General features: G+C 51.2%; 15 protein-coding genes and 3 tRNA genes. 7 read left to right on the top strand and 11 right to left on the bottom strand.

The window, feature by feature from the left end; translation table 11 throughout:
* Positions 1-33: 33 nt before the first annotated feature.
* Positions 34-777 carry a carbonic anhydrase gene (locus ACI43T_RS09760; RefSeq protein ID WP_405386769.1) on the bottom strand — a complete coding sequence of 248 codons (744 nt, stop codon included), beginning with the start codon at positions 775-777 and terminating at the stop codon, positions 34-36.
* A gap of 323 nt (positions 778-1,100) precedes the next feature.
* Between ACI43T_RS09760 and cysI the strand changes: the two genes are divergently transcribed.
* A complete protein-coding gene (gene cysI, locus ACI43T_RS09755) occupies positions 1,101-2,855 on the top strand; it encodes an assimilatory sulfite reductase (NADPH) hemoprotein subunit (RefSeq protein ID WP_039850515.1) in 1,755 nt (584 codons plus the stop codon).
* 280 nt (positions 2,856-3,135) lie between these two features.
* On the opposite strand, the gene scpB is transcribed toward cysI, so the two are convergent.
* The 10 genes from scpB to ACI43T_RS09705 form a co-directional block, all read right to left on the bottom strand.
* A complete protein-coding gene (scpB, locus tag ACI43T_RS09750; protein ID WP_405386766.1) occupies positions 3,136-3,756 on the bottom strand; it encodes an SMC-Scp complex subunit ScpB in 621 nt (206 codons plus the stop codon).
* A 53-nt stretch (positions 3,757-3,809) separates the two neighbouring features.
* Positions 3,810-4,334 carry a hypothetical protein gene (locus ACI43T_RS09745; RefSeq protein ID WP_405386764.1) on the bottom strand — a complete coding sequence of 175 codons (525 nt, stop codon included), beginning with the start codon at positions 4,332-4,334 and terminating at the stop codon, positions 3,810-3,812.
* A 56-nt stretch (positions 4,335-4,390) separates the two neighbouring features.
* Entirely contained in the window at positions 4,391-5,965 is a 1,575-nt protein-coding gene (locus ACI43T_RS09740; RefSeq protein WP_405386761.1) for a hypothetical protein, read from the bottom strand.
* On the bottom strand, positions 5,965-6,591 hold the full coding sequence (locus ACI43T_RS09735) for a hypothetical protein (RefSeq protein WP_293277778.1): 627 nt from the start codon (positions 6,589-6,591) through the stop codon (positions 5,965-5,967). Before ACI43T_RS09735 ends, ACI43T_RS09740 begins: the two co-directional genes overlap by 1 nt.
* A gap of 94 nt (positions 6,592-6,685) precedes the next feature.
* A complete protein-coding gene (ylqF, locus tag ACI43T_RS09730; RefSeq protein WP_405386759.1) occupies positions 6,686-7,627 on the bottom strand; it encodes a ribosome biogenesis GTPase YlqF in 942 nt (313 codons plus the stop codon).
* Positions 7,628-7,746: 119 nt separating this feature from the next.
* On the bottom strand, positions 7,747-8,601 hold the full coding sequence (gene rapZ / locus ACI43T_RS09725) for an RNase adapter RapZ (RefSeq protein ID WP_297957633.1): 855 nt from the start codon (positions 8,599-8,601) through the stop codon (positions 7,747-7,749).
* Positions 8,582-9,544, bottom strand: a complete 963-nt coding sequence (hprK, locus tag ACI43T_RS09720) for an HPr(Ser) kinase/phosphatase (protein ID WP_009173716.1) — start codon at positions 9,542-9,544, stop codon at positions 8,582-8,584. Before hprK ends, rapZ begins: the two co-directional genes overlap by 20 nt.
* A 2-nt stretch (positions 9,545-9,546) precedes the next feature.
* Positions 9,547-9,996 carry a PTS IIA-like nitrogen regulatory protein PtsN gene (gene ptsN / locus ACI43T_RS09715; RefSeq protein WP_009173717.1) on the bottom strand — a complete coding sequence of 150 codons (450 nt, stop codon included), beginning with the start codon at positions 9,994-9,996 and terminating at the stop codon, positions 9,547-9,549.
* A 162-nt stretch (positions 9,997-10,158) separates the two neighbouring features.
* A complete protein-coding gene (gene ubiA, locus ACI43T_RS09710; RefSeq protein WP_293277775.1) occupies positions 10,159-11,064 on the bottom strand; it encodes a 4-hydroxybenzoate octaprenyltransferase in 906 nt (301 codons plus the stop codon).
* A gap of 166 nt (positions 11,065-11,230) precedes the next feature.
* Positions 11,231-11,315 (bottom strand) — tRNA-Leu (locus ACI43T_RS09705).
* A gap of 169 nt (positions 11,316-11,484) precedes the next feature.
* Between ACI43T_RS09705 and ACI43T_RS09700 the strand changes: the two genes are divergently transcribed.
* The 6 genes from ACI43T_RS09700 (at position 11,485) to ACI43T_RS09675 (ending at position 14,778) form a co-directional block, all read left to right on the top strand.
* A complete protein-coding gene (locus ACI43T_RS09700) occupies positions 11,485-12,156 on the top strand; it encodes a hypothetical protein (protein WP_405386805.1) in 672 nt (223 codons plus the stop codon).
* Positions 12,153-12,752 carry a GTP cyclohydrolase II gene (ribA, locus tag ACI43T_RS09695; protein WP_377081263.1) on the top strand — a complete coding sequence of 200 codons (600 nt, stop codon included), beginning with the start codon at positions 12,153-12,155 and terminating at the stop codon, positions 12,750-12,752. The genes ACI43T_RS09700 and ribA overlap by 4 nt, the downstream gene beginning before the upstream one ends.
* A gap of 127 nt (positions 12,753-12,879) precedes the next feature.
* Positions 12,880-12,955 (top strand) — tRNA-Val (locus ACI43T_RS09690).
* 35 nt (positions 12,956-12,990) lie between these two features.
* Positions 12,991-13,067 (top strand) — tRNA-Asp (locus ACI43T_RS09685).
* Between the two features lie 134 nt (positions 13,068-13,201).
* Positions 13,202-14,305: a conjugal transfer protein gene (locus tag ACI43T_RS09680; protein ID WP_377079635.1), complete on the top strand. Its 1,104-nt coding sequence runs from the start codon at positions 13,202-13,204 to the stop codon at positions 14,303-14,305.
* On the top strand, positions 14,302-14,778 hold the full coding sequence (locus ACI43T_RS09675; RefSeq protein ID WP_377079634.1) for a low molecular weight protein-tyrosine-phosphatase: 477 nt from the start codon (positions 14,302-14,304) through the stop codon (positions 14,776-14,778). The genes ACI43T_RS09680 and ACI43T_RS09675 overlap by 4 nt, the downstream gene beginning before the upstream one ends.
* Positions 14,779-14,786 lie beyond the last annotated feature (8 nt).

The following is a 14,786-nucleotide window of genomic DNA, read 5'->3' as shown; positions in this document are numbered from 1 at the left end:
GTTTTCAGACGGCCTTTAAGTTTTTATGGCGGACTACTGAATCTCGTTCACTTCGCGGCCGTTCAAAGGCTGCACAGGGCGGTTGTTGGCGCTGCCGATAATTGCCCGCATCGCCTTAATCTGTGCCTCTCCCGCCTGAACCGGCGTTTCAAACACCACCCAAGTAACGTTTTCGCTGCAAGGCGGCGTGGTCAACGAGCCTTTCAGATGGAAAGATTTGGTGTCTTCGGGCAGCAAAGTTTGAATATCCAAGCCTTTCAACTGCACGGATTCGCCCGTTTTCAATTTTTTCGCCACCAACGTAGTCAAGGCAGGGTTGTTTTTTCCCGGTTTGAACACCGTGGCAACTACGGCCAAAGTCCCGTCTTCAGCCTGATGGACAAAATGCGCCTCCATCGGCAAATGCTTGCCTTTAAACGTATGTTCGCTCGGGATATGGAAATGGAACTGCTTGAATACATAAGGCTTGCCGTTAATCATAACAGTCTGCGTTTTACCCTGCGGTGTTGCTTGAAGGGTATGGCCGTTATTTTCCACTTTATAATCGGATGTGTCGTAGCGGTACACAACCTGCTTGCCTTTTACCGCTTTTACAGAGGAGAAATCCACGGGGGACTGCTGTTTTCCCGTTTTGCAGACTGCAAAATCCTTGCTCAATCCGCCCCAGTGGGCCGAATCGTTTGCTCCTGTGTAAGACCAATTAGGTTGAGGATTTGCCGCGGATACTGTCGCGGCCGACGCCGCCATCAGCAAAGAGAGGAACAGATGTATTTTCATAATCACACTCCGGTTTTTATGCTACATTGATAATATTTTATATCGGTTAAATCTACCGATATAAAAGGCTCCTGCTTCTGGTAAACAGTATAGTATCAACAGGCGTTATAAGCTTGACATATCTCAAACATCCTTCCTTAAACCGATTCCGGCCGCTCAATATAACGAAATCATCTTTAAATACAACAAACCATTCTTTCCCTTTTTCAGACGGCCTCAGTAAAGTAGCGTCATCAGAAATATAGGAAAAACTGCAAGTTTCCTATGGCCGCGCCCCGCACGACATCGGAGGCACGCAATAAAAATAAACTCAGGAGCACCCTATGACGACCACCGCCGACCCGCGCGCCAAGCTGCCCGACACCCCGCTTTCCGGCAACGAGGCCCTGAAAGACCGCAGCGACTATCTGCACGGTACCATCAAAGACGATTTGACCGACGACTTTACCGGCGGCTTTACCGCTGACAATTTCCAGCTCATCCGTTTCCACGGCATGTACGAGCAGGACAACCGTGACATCCGCGCCGAGCGTACCGACCAAAAACTCGAACCCTTAAAAAACATGATGTTGCGCTGCCGTCTGCCCGGCGGCATCATCACACCGGCGCAGTGGCTGGGCATAGACGAATTTGCCGGCGACCACACCATTTACGGCTCTATCCGCCTGACCAACCGCCAAACCTTCCAATACCACGGCATTTTAAAAACCGATTTGAAACTGGCGCACCAGTCCCTACACAAACTCGGCCTCGATTCCATCGCCACCGCCAGCGACGTCAACCGCAACGTTCTCTGCACCAGCAATCCCGTTCAAAGCCCGCTGCACCAAGAAGCCTACGAATGGGCGAAACGCATCAGTATGCACCTCCTGCCGCGCACTATGGCATATGCCGATGTCTGGCTGGACGGCGAAAAAGTGTTCACCACCGAACCGACCGAACCGCGCAACAAAGAAATCGCCGACGATGTCGAACCGATTTTGGGCAAAACCTATCTGCCGCGCAAATTCAAAACCGCCGTCGTCATCCCGCCCGACAACGATGTGGACATCCATTCCAACGATTTAGGCTTTGTCGCCATCGAAGAAAACGGCAGACTTGTCGGCTTCAACGTCCTTGTCGGCGGCGGGCTGTCAAGCGAACACGGTAACACTAAAACCTATCCCAACACCTCTTACGAATTCGGTTTCGTCCCCCTCGAATACACCCTCAACGCCGCCGAAGCCGTCGTCAGCACCCAGCGCGACTGGGGCAACCGCAGTGACCGCAAAGCCGCGCGCACCCGCTATACCCTCCAGCGCGTCGGCGTCGAAGTATTCAAAGAAGAAGTCGAAAAGCGCATGGGCATCAAGTTCCAACCCATCCGCCCCTACGCCTTCACCCATCGCGGCGACCACATCGGCTGGGTTAAAGGACTTGAAGGCAACTGGCACCTGACCCTGTTTATCGAAAACGGCCGCCTGCTCGACTACCCCGGCAGGCCGTTGAAAACCGGCGTGCGCGAAATCGCCAAAATCCACCCCGGCGACTTCCGCCTGACCGCCAATCAAAACCTCGTCGTCGCCAACGTCCCGCCCGAGCTGAAAGACACCATAGACAAAATCGCCAAAGAACACGGCTTAATCAGCAAATCCATCACCATCCAGCGCGAAAACTCGATGGCGTGCGTCGCCCTGCCGACCTGTCCGCTGGCGATGGCGGAAGCCGAACGCTTCCTGCCGTCGTTCTCCGACAAAATCGACGAAATGTTCGCCAAATACGGTTTGGAAGACGAATACATTGTCCTGCGCGTCACCGGCTGCCCCAACGGCTGCGGCCGCGCCATGCTCGCTGAAATCGGCTTGGTCGGCAAAGCCGTCGGCCGCTACAACCTCTACGCAGGCGGCAACCGCGAGGGTACCCGCATCCCGCGCCTCTTTAAAGAAAACATTACCGAACCCGAAATCCTCGAAATCGTCGACGGCTGGGTCGGCAACTGGGCGCAAAACCGCCTCGATAACGAAGGCTTCGGCGATTTCGCCATCCGCACCGGCATCGTCAAGCCCGTCTTGGACGCGCCGCACGATTTTTGGGCATGAGCCGCAGATTGGAACTAATCCCGATTAACCCAATCCTACAATGGTAAAAAGTACCGCTACCGCCGTCGGCCTATGCAGCACACCGGTTGACGGCACCGCCGGTTCCCCCTGCCCTTTGCAGGTTTTTCACTAAAAAAGCAAGTCTATAAAGCAGCATGGTAAAACAACCGTTTTACCGCCGGAGAAACCGAAGGCCGTCTGAAAACAGGTTGGAAGGAAATTGAAGATTCCTCCAGACCTGTTTTCAGACGGCCTTTCCCATCCGACTAGCGACAGCCGCTCAGTTCAACAGCAACTCCCCGTTTTCAGACGGCCTCAGCATATCGTTTTCTTCCTCATCCGTATCCGTCGGCGGCGTTTCAACCAAATCAGGCAACACCAACTCACCCAGCTCCGTTAACGGCGGCAGCTCTTCCAAACTGTCCAACCGCAAATCGCTCAAAAACGTTGCCGTCGTCGCCCACAACGCAGGCCGGCCGACCGAATCGCGGTGTCCGATCACTTCAATCCAACCCCTGTCCTGCAAGGTCTGCATCACATTCTGCGACACCGCCACACCGCGTATGCCCTCAATGTCGCCGCGCGTAACCGGCTGCTGGTAGGCGATAATCGCCAGCGTTTCCATCACGGCGCGGGAATAGCGCGGCGCACGCTGTTCCTGAAGGCTGCCCAGCCGCTCGAAGGCCGCCTGCGCAATCTGAAACCGCCAGCCCTCGTGCGTATGCACCAGTTGCAACGCCCTGCCCTGCCAACGCGTTTTCAACTGCGCTAGCACGTCGATTAATTTGTCCTGCGACAGCGGCGGCACACACAATTCGCGTATGGATTTTTCGTTTAAGGGTTCGGTTTGGGTCAAAAGCGCAGCTTCGATCAGTGCGTCGGGAGGGAGTTTTTCGTTCATAAGGTTTTCACAAAATTTTTTAATTATTCTATCGAATAAGACTCCGAACAGTCTCACCGTTTTAAAACGGCCCGATAACCATCTTTTTGTACTTTACCGGTTTTTACGCATAGATTGTCGCCGCAACGGACTATGTCGGATTGTCCAATAAGCTGCGTGACTTCTGCTTCCGCCTTATTTTGACTAATAATCTGAGAATAATAGTAACCCATCCAAATGCCGCCCGTCAGCAATAGAACCAAACTGACCGACACAGCCAACCAACTTCTGAATACCAACTGTTTGTTCTTCTTATTAACATAATAAAGATAACTGTTAAACTCCTTGGATTGTTCAATCATTTTCTGACGAACTTCCTCCATATCGCTCACATACCCTTTTAATACGGAATCCAATTCAGTTTTGATATTTTCTCTCGAAAATTCAGTTAATTCTTGTTTCATACCTGCAAGCAGGGAGATAAACTCCCTTCTCGTCTGTCCCGCATATTCTTCGTTCTTTTCTTTTTGTTTTTCCAACAGCATCATGGCTGCTTCGAGCAGCGTATCAAGCTGTTCCGGATTTTTCTCAATATTCATGCCTACTCCCTATAAAAACCAATTGACTTGATCCGACACCGTGCTTTCAGACGGCCTTAACGGCTCATCCCCATGCCGCGTGACTGCTCCATCTGCCTTTCCGTTTCCCGTTGCTGTGCTTCCTGTTCATGTTTCTGCTCTGCTTGAACGATATTCTGAAAGCTGTCCCGTTCGGGCGTCAGTCGGGATTGAAAAGCATCTACTTCGGCGAAATCGTGGATAAACCGCCCATCCTGATGTACTGCCAGCTTGTCGTTATGAATACCGATATGGTCGACTTGGGTCATTTTCTGATCGAATGCTTCGGCGGTTAGGGCGGTAATGCTGTTTTGCAGCCCCTCTTTGGTATAGGGCAGATTGTTTTCTTTAACGTATGCAGTCAGCTTGTCGGTAATCTGGGCATGTAAATCCCGCGCACGTTCGGGCATATTTTCTAACGTGTAGCGGCTGTTTTCAAACTCCCGCAGCGACTGGCGTCGTTCCAGTTCGGCATCGAATCTTTCCATGATTTTCTGTATAACGGGATTTTCACCCATGATGCTTTTTGCCGCACTACTGTCACCTGCGTCTAACGCTGCTGTTGCGGCTTGGTATTTGGCGATGAGGGCAGCGGCACGGGAAGGTTGGGCATCTTCACTGATGTGCATTTGCCGCATATTCTGTTTTGTTTGTGTGCCGATTTCATCAAAATACAGAGGCTTATTCAAATTAGACGGTTCATAATAAGGCGCATGGTTAAACCGCCCCAAATCCAAGCCTTTGCCGCTTTCGATAATCTGCTCTTCCAATCCCAGCCCCTTCATATCGATAACGAGCTTGGACGAAGCATCATGGTTGTAATGCTGCTGCACGATAAAGCCGATATAGGTACGGGCATTGTTGTTGCGGTAGTCGATTTGTGGATTTCTGTCGAAATAGCTTTGGGCAAGCACTTCGCGGTTTTTGTCGGAATTCAGGGAAAGCGACATATCGGGATTAAATTCGAGATTTTTGTCAGGAATAACGCTTTTCTCATCTCTTGCAGGTTTGCCGAAATAGGCTGCATAGCCTTCTTGTTCGCCCATCGCTTTGGAAATTTCAGAAAATCCCGCTTTAGGATTATTCTGACGCACATGGCTTGCCACCGCATTCCAGCCTGCCAACATGGCCAATGCCTCATCGTTTCGATCGGAATCCAGTTGCCTCCGCAAAGGCGGCGTATAGTCTTTGACTGACAGAGTGCTTGCAGCAAGCTGCGCAATACCGCGCCGGACTTGCTGCTCGGTCTGCAAACCGCCTTGTTCGTGATGGTAGAAACTGTGCTGGGTTTCATGGGCAAGCTGGAACATCAGGCTAATCTTATCTTCTTTTTCTACCAATATTTCAGGACGTATCAACATAGTCGGCGGCGTATTTCCCTCTCCTGAAACATAACCTGCTGCGGCATTGGGATTTTCTTTGGTATCCAATATACCGAATTTTTGAATATAGCCTTGCTCCGCTGCACGATTCAGCTTCAATGTTAACTCGGGAGAATCTTTGATAGCGGCTTCCAAGTTATGCTTAAGCACAGCAGGATTCCCGATATGGCTCAAATAAGCAGATGCAAATTCGTCAATCATCCTTTGTAATTTCGGATTAATAGTATTCATTAATACTCCCTCCTATAGGTAACATGGATTCCTGAAATACATTTATGGTTGGAATTTTTACTCTTTTCATAACGGTAAAAAATCCTAATAAAAATATTTTTTCCCATATAAGTACGATATGGAACCCCCCCCCATTCCGTTTCATAGCCATAACGCATACCTAAATTCACCAAACTCTGATGAAACTGCTCCAAATCGGTTTGACAGATAGATGAAAAATCCCTGCTTTCATTGAAGTCGAAAAAACCGAAATTGACATGATTTTTTATAATTTTTTCTCCCTGCATGTTTTTATCTGGAGTGTCAAAGCTATTGATATTCCATCCCCAATCTGCCGCTCCTTTTACAGGGGAAGTACCAAAGAAAAATTCACCGGGATATTTCTTATCCTGATTTTCCATCCTGATTCCGAAAATCTTTTCCACATGTTTTGCTTTAAAGTCTTCAGGCGTATTGGCAGAACGGATAAATTCCAGCATCTTTTCCAATACCTCGGAGGCGGTGTATTCGGGAGATTTCTGCTGTGTCGTATGGCTCATTGCTTCGGTTTCCTTGGCGGTTGTTTGAATGTTTGAACAGGCTGCAAGCAGCAGGCAGAAGGCTGCGGCTAATGTTTTGGGTTGCATGGGGCTCCTTCGCTATTGTCGAATTGTTTTTCAGACGGCCTGCTATTAAAAAAGTAAGGCTGTCTAAGTTCGAAACTATATCATATCAATAGCATTAGTTTTCAGACAGCTTCTGCCCTTTGCGTTCTGCCTTTCTGGCTTCGCGCACGGCTTTGAGTTCGGCTTCTTTCTGGCGGGCTTTTTTGAGCCATGTTTCCCATTGGTTCGGCGTTTCGAGGGTGATTCTGCCGATTTTGCCTTCGCGGAAGTCGGTGAGGATGTTTTCGGCGGCTTTTTGGTAGTTGACCCGTCCGCCGCTGAGGACTGCGCCGCGTTTTTTGGCTATCCATTCGAGCCATGAGTTGTCGTCCCAGTGACTGCTGGGGTCTTTGTCGGCTTGGTAGCGTACTTGCAGCATGGGGAGGTAGTGGCGGCGGAGGTAGTCTAAGAGTTCGAGGGCGACTTCTTCTTCGTCCAACGCGTTGCGTCCGACTGCGCCGCCGGCGGCGAGGTTGTAGCCGCCTTCTTCGACGATGATTTTCGGCCACAGCATTCCGGGGGTGTCGTAGAGCCAGAAGTCGTCGGCGAGGAAGAGGCGTTGTTCGGCTTTGGTGATGCCGGGTTCGTTGCCGGTTTTGGCGGATTTTTTGCCTATCATACCGTTAATGAGGGTGGATTTGCCGACGTTGGGGATGCCGCAGATGAGGACGCGCAGGGGTTTGTCTATGCCTTGGCGGTGGGGAATCATGGCACGGCAGGCTTGGGTGATTTTGCCGTGTGCGCCGGTTTCGGAGGAATCGAGGGCGATGGCGCGGGTGTCGGGGCGGCTGTTGTAGTATTCGAGCCAGATTTTGGTGCGTTCGGGGTCGGCAAGGTCTTGTTTGTTGAGGATTTTGAGTTTGGGTTTACCTTTGGAAAGCTGGGCAAGCAGGGGATTTTCGCTGGAGGCGGGCATTCGTGCGTCCAGCATTTCAATCACCATGTCGACGCTTTTGGCGCGCTCGGCGATGGCTTTTTTTGCTTTGTTCATGTGGCCGGGAAACCATTGGATTGCCATATTCGGATACTCTTTTTGTGTAATGAGGCCGTCTGAAAAAGGTTTTTATCTTTTCAGACGGCCTGGTCTGTGTTTAGGCCGTCTGAAAAATCAAACGGCCGCGGATTTTCGGGTTTAAGTTAACGTTCCGCCAAGTTCTGCGCCTGACGGTGTCGTACCAGCAATTCGTATTTTCCTTTCAGCCGCTGCGCCAGCCTCTCGACGACATAGACGGAACGGTGCTGCCCTCCCGTGCAGCCGATGGCGATGGTAATATAGCTGCGGCTTTCTTCCTCCATACGCGGTAGCCAACGCTGCATGAAGCGGTCAATATCGTCCACCATTTCCTGCGCCCAGTTCTGACCGTCGAGGTAATCCTGAATCGGTTTGTCCATGCCGTTGTAAGGACGCAGTTCGGGATCGTAGTAGGGATTGGGCAGACTGCGCATATCGAAGACGAAATCGGCATTGTTGGGCGTGCCGTATTTAAAGCCGAACGATTCCAGTATCACCAACAGCCCTTTGCGCTCGGTTTGCAACCATTGCTGCACGGCGTAGCGGAGCTGTTGCGCGTTCATGCCGGAAGTGTCGATGCAGTAGGCCAAATCACGCAGCGGCCAAAGCCATTTGCGCTCTTTTTGCAGACCTTCGAGCAGCGTCATATTCTGCCCCGCCAGCGGATGGCCGCGGCGGGTTTCGGAATATCGGCGGATCAATACGCTCTCTTCGGCCTCGAGAAACAATACTTCGATTTCATGCCCTTCTTCGCGTAAAAACCGGATTTGTTCCCGCGTTTGGACAATATCGATACGCGAACGTATGTCGACGCTGACGCCCAAACGGGTTTCATCCCCGCGCCCGATATGGTGCATCACCAAAGCGGGCAGCATTTCCATCGGCAGGTTATCGACGCAGTAATAGCCCAAATCTTCCAACTGCTTGAGTGCAACTGATTTACCCGAACCGGAAAGCCCGCTAATCAATACTATTTTCATGCTTGGATTCGTTTTCTTTAAGTAGGGTTTGATGCCGTTCCAAAAATTCCCTTGTGCTGTCTTTGCCGCGCAACTGAAGGATATAGTTGCGCACCGCTGCCTCCACCAGTACGGCAAGGTTTCGTCCAGCCGCCACAGGCAGTGTTACGGAACGGATATTTACATTGAGGATAGACTCTGTTTCCGTGCGTATGCTCAAACGGTCAAGTTGCTTCATATACTCGTCGTCGGCAGACACCAGATTGATAATCAGGTTGAGAAGTTTTTTAGGGCGGATGGAGGTTTCGCCGAAAATATGACGGATATTCAGTACACCCAGCCCGCGAACTTCCAAAAAGTCTCGCAGCATCGGCGGACAGCGGCCTTCCAGCATTTCCGGACCGGTACGGAACAATTCCACCGCGTCATCCGCAATCAGGCTGTGTCCGCGTGAGATCAGTTCCAAAGCCAACTCGCTTTTACCCAAACCCGAATCGCCCGTAATCAGCACGCCGATTTCAAATACATCCAAAAAGACACCGTGTTTGATTACCGATACCGCCAGCGTGCGTTGCAGGTAAATGCGCAGCACGTCCATCAGATACGGGCTTTCCAACTTGGAAGTCAGCAAAGGGATATTGTTGGTATGGCAAAAATCGCGCAGTTTGGGCGAAACCGCCAAACCGTTGGCCACGATGACCAGAGACATCGGGATATTGAACAGTTCGTTGAAATCGTAGGCCAGCTCGCCCGATTCCAAGCGCTTCAGGTATTCGGCCTCGGCCACACCGACCACCTGCACTTGATTGGGATGGATAAAATTCAAATGGCCGACCAGCGCCAAAACGGGCTTGTCGGCCTCAACGCCGATTCTATTATCGGCACCCGCCGTACCCGCCGCCCAAGCCAGTTGGAGCTTATACTGGTTGTCTTGGTAAAGGCAGCGGACGGAAACACTGGGCATGATTATTCCGCCGTCAGAAGATTGCGGGCTTCCTCCGCCGAAACCGCAGCCATCAGGGCTTCGCGGACGGTTTTCTGCGAGAACTTCCCTGCCAGTTTAGACAGCACCTCCAAATGTTCCCCCGTCGCATTTTCAGGTACAAGCAGCACGAAAACCAGTGAAACAGGTTTGCCGTCGGGCGCATCGAAGGCTACCGGCTCTTTGGTACGGATAAACGCACCCACCGCTTTTTTCACGGAAGCATGGCGCCCGTGCGGAATCGCTACGCCCTGCCCCAGCCCCGTCGTACCCAACTTTTCGCGGGCAAACAGGCAGTCGAACACATCGGCACGCGCCAATCCGGTTTCATTTTCAAGCAACAAACCGACCTGCTCGAAAATACGTTTTTTGCTGCTAACATCCAAATCCAAAACGATATGGGATACAGGTAGAATTTCGCCAATCAGGCTCATAAGATTCTCTTCAAGAGGTAGCAAAACAAGCTGGAATTGTACCGACAGTCGGTGCAAATCTCAATCTCTGCGGCGCGATTTACACGGCTTCCCACCGCATACTCCCCCGCCAAATGCCGATACAGCGTGATTTCAGACGGCCTCAGCCATATTCTTCTCCCGCTAAATTGACATCCAGACATAATGACCGGCCAAACCTAAAAACCAAACCAGCCCGATACGGTTGTTTTCCAAAAAAGTACTGAAACATACCTGGCGGTTGCGGGTTTTAATCGCACGGCACTGCCCGATCTGCCACCACACGACGAACGGCAGTGCCGCCCAATAAGGCCACGATGCCTGAATTTTATAGCCCAGCACCACCATCAACGCCGTAAACCAGAAATGGCACAGCATCACAGCCTCAATATCACGATCGCCGAAAGTAACGGCCGAAGTTTTGATACCGATTTTCAAATCGTCTTCCTTATCAGCCATCGCATAAACCGTATCATAAGCCAGCGTCCACAGAATATTCGCGACAAACAGCAGCCACGCCACTGGCGGCACAGAATGGGTAACAGCAGCAAACGCCATCGGTATACCGAAAGAAAACGCCACACCCAAATAAAGCTGGGGCAACGGGAAAAAACGTTTGGTAAACGGATACGTGACTGCCAGAAACAGTGCGGGCAGGCTCATAAACCAAGTAAACAAATTCAACGGCAACAGGCACAAAGCCGCACACAAGCACAAAATCACCGCCAGCAAAACCGCTTCCGATTCTGTAACCATCCCCCGCGCAAACGGCCGGTTTTTCGTGCGCTCCACCGCACCGTCGAAGTTCCGGTCGGCAAAATCATTTACCACACAGCCCGCGCTGCGCATAAAAAACACACCTGCCGTAAAAGCCAGCAAAACCGTACTCCCCGGATAACCGTCCGCAGCCACCCACATCGCCCAGTAGGTCGGCCACAAAAGCAGCAACGTACCAATCGGTTTGTCAACGCGCATCAGTTTGCAATAAACGACCAAACGGCCGACCGCATAACGGGGAAAGAATTTTAGGAGTAAACGTCTGATATTCATGTGCGTAATAATTATTTATAACTATATGACAATTAATATTATTTTATTTTAGAAACCCGCATATAGGTATTATAGTCCGTTTTCCGGAATACGCCTCATACAAATACGCGTATTCATTCCCGACATGGAAACAGACAAAAAAATAACCCCTTTCAGGGTTATTGTGTGGTGCGGACGGAGAGACTCGAACTCTCACACCTTTCGGCGCCAGAACCTAAATCTGGTGCGTCTACCAATTTCGCCACGTCCGCATCCAAGGCAACGGATTATACACATAAACCTATAAAGCTGCAAAGCACGGAGCGCCTTGAAAAAACGGTATAATGCGCCATATTGCGTCCATCAAGCGAAACCGGCCGTCTGAAATCCAATCTGTGGCTTTCAGACGGCCTCAATACTAAAACACTGCCAGAGAAAAACATGTCAGCCTTACTGATTAAAGACTACCTCCGCACACAAGGCCTGCGCCTGCCTGTCGAAAGCGTACATATCGCCTATCTTGCCGCACAGGCAGTCATAAACAACGGCAACGCATCCATCGACCGTTCGATTTTATGGTTTGGCAACGGCGAACTGGTTCTTGCCGACCATATCGAACAGACTTCCGAAAACGAAGCTTTGCTGAAACAAATTTTTATGGCGCTCGATTCCGTGTTCGGCCGCAATCCCGACATCCTAAGCGCAACCGTTTATGCCAAGATGCCGTCTGAAAACCCTGTTTCCCAACTTATCAGGCTGACACACCAAGGCAGAATGCCGGAACAGAAACTGGACATAACCGACGACAACAGCCGAACCTATCTTGCCTCCCGCACGGCGCAAAGCGGCTGGATGAACATCGCCAACGACATTCCCCGTTGGCTTTCGTCCGGAGAACTGGAAGGCGGACGCAACCACGCTGGCAAAAGCCAGATTTCCGCTCCCGTCTGTACTGAAAACGGCACGATTCTCGGTGTGCTCCATGTCGAATACCCCGAAACAGACCGTGCCGACGAAGCCGCACTGACCGATTGGATCGCGCTGGCACTGGCACTGGCAGAACCGATGGAAATCCTGCTGAAAATAGAAGAAAAAAACGAGGACCAGCTATGAATAAAAAGATTAAATACATCGCGTCCTGCCGCTTACCGACCGAATGGGGCGTATTTACCATGCACGGATTTGAAGAGGCCGACGGACAAGAACACATCGCCTTGAGCATGGGGGACTTTTCAGACGGCCTGCCCGTATTGTCGCGCATCCATTCCGAATGTTTGACCGGCGACGCCCTGTTCTCGCAAAAATGCGACTGCGGCCCTCAACTGAAAGCTGCCATGCAGGCCGTGCAAAAAGAAGGACGCGGCATTATCGTTTATCTGCGCCAGGAAGGACGCGGCATTGGCCTGATCAACAAAATCCGCGCCTACCGCCTGCAAGACCAAGGATTAGACACGGTAGAAGCCAATCTCAAACTCGGCCTGCCGGTGGATGCACGCGATTTTTCACTGGCCAAACACATTTACGACCATCTTGGCGTGCACGAAATCAAACTGCTGACCAACAATCCCGAAAAAATCAGTACGTTGCAACAGGCGGGAATCAGCATAGTTGAACGCATTCCGCTGCAAGTCGGCGAAAACAGCGAGAACGAACGTTACCTGCATACTAAAGCGGAAAAATTGGGGCATTTTCTATTTCCGGAACAATAGTAACCCCGTCAAAAGAAAACCTCAGGCCGTCTGAAATTTATTCGATTAAATTTCAATACCATAACAAATCATCGACAAACGGGCGCTTGCACCGGTTCCACTTTTTTGGTTTAATGTCGCTTCTTTCGGGTGATTAGCTCAGTTGGTAGAGCGTCTGCCTTACAAGCAGAATGTCGGCGGTTCGACTCCGTCATCACCCACCAAGTTTCTTTTCCGCTGTTGTTAACACAGCGGATGCGCGGTGGTAGCTCAGTTGGTTAGAGTACCGGCCTGTCACGCCGGGGGTCGCGGGTTCGAGCCCCGTCCGCCGCGCCAAATCCCAAAAGCACCGGAATCCGGTGCTTTTATTTTATCCGAGAGGCCGTCTGAAAAATCTTTACCCGTTTTTCAGACGGCCTCTACATTGTTATAATTCGGGTTCACACCTTCAAGCAGAACAAGAGCCTGAAATGACCCGACCATTCGTCTTACCCGACACACGGCCCTACCCGACCAGCCCGATTAAAAATTTCTTGCTGCTCAACGCCTACCAATTGGCACACAACTCATCGGCGGCATCCCGCAAACTTTCATCCGAACAACTGCAAACCGAAATCCGCGGCATGTTGTCGCAAAACCACTATATCAACCTGTCGCTCGCCATGACGATGGCACCCGACGTCGGAACCTACCAAAGCCTGATGGATAGTGTCGATACGGTTTTACGGGCGGAAAAAGACGGTGAAATACAATGGTTCGCCCTGCCAATCGTTATCGTGGCAGGCTGCAAACAGGACAAAAGCCTGCCGCTGGGGTTACCGACCGAGGCATTGTTTGCCTGCCTGCAAAACTACCCCTACCTGCGCAACCTTACCCAAAATACCCGTTGGTTGCCGTATTTGGTTCAATCGGACGAATTAAGCGGCATCACACCGGGAGATTGGTGGCAGGCCAAACAAAATACCGACTCCGCCGAACGATTCCTACAACAATTCTCCCACCATCCCTTGTCCCTGCCGAACGGTCAGTCCGTACACGTTGTCTATGCGCTGGGCTACGGCAGCAAAGACGTCCAACCCTCACTCGGACTTAACCTGCAACAGGCAGGCTTGCCTTTGATGCAAGTCTGGCAAGAAGCTCTCGCCCTAACGGGTGCCACCCTGTTTACCAACCCCTTATCGCCGAACACCCCGCTTAAAGCTTTGGCCGACGGCAGCCATACCCGCCAACGTATGGCGATGGACGTTTTCTCCACCAACGCCATACGTTCGATACGGATGCAAAGTCCTCGTGTCGGTGTCGTGGTTGGTGCACGGGCGGGCGGGCAGATTCTGTTTGGTTTCAACGCTACCGACAGTGCCTTTGAAGTCGTGCCCCAGATTTTCACTTGGGAGCTGGCTTCAACCGACAAAATCGCCATCGTCCAACAAAATTTTCTCGATTTAATGGTTGAATGCCAAATCGAACATATTTATTACCTGCACGATGCCCTTCCCGAAAACAGCGAGCTGCCGACCTATTCACAGGCACTGAAATTAGACGGGCACAACCCTTTATTTTCCAAAGAGCCATGAAAAACTATAAAATACTCTTCGTCTGCCTCGGCAACATCTGCCGCTCTCCAATGGCTGAATACGTACTCCGCCACCAAGCCCTGCAAGCAAGCGTTACCGACCGCATCAGCGCCGACAGTGCGGGTACTTCCGGCTGGCACGACGGCGAAGACATGCATCGGGGTACACGCAAAGTTCTGGCACAGCACGGTATCAACCATTCCGGCTTCACCAGCAGCAAAGTCCGTAAGACTGACGGTAGCTTTTACGATTTCATTATCGCAATGGACGACAACAACCTGAACGAACTGGAACGCCTGTTCGGTAGACATCCCGAAAAAATTTTCAAACTCACCGACCTGATTCCCGAAAGCGGTTACCATGCCGTACCCGACCCTTGGTATACCGGAGACTTCGACGAAACATTCAGGCTGGTCGACGCGGGTTGTAAAGCATTGCTGCACAAGCTCGGATTATCCGGCTATAAAGATTGAACCGTCCA

Origin of the sequence: Neisseria oralis, from assembly GCF_045062685.1 — a bacterium.
GTDB lineage: Bacteria > Pseudomonadota > Gammaproteobacteria > Burkholderiales > Neisseriaceae > Neisseria > Neisseria oralis.
This window is presented reverse-complemented; position numbering and strand designations above follow the sequence as displayed.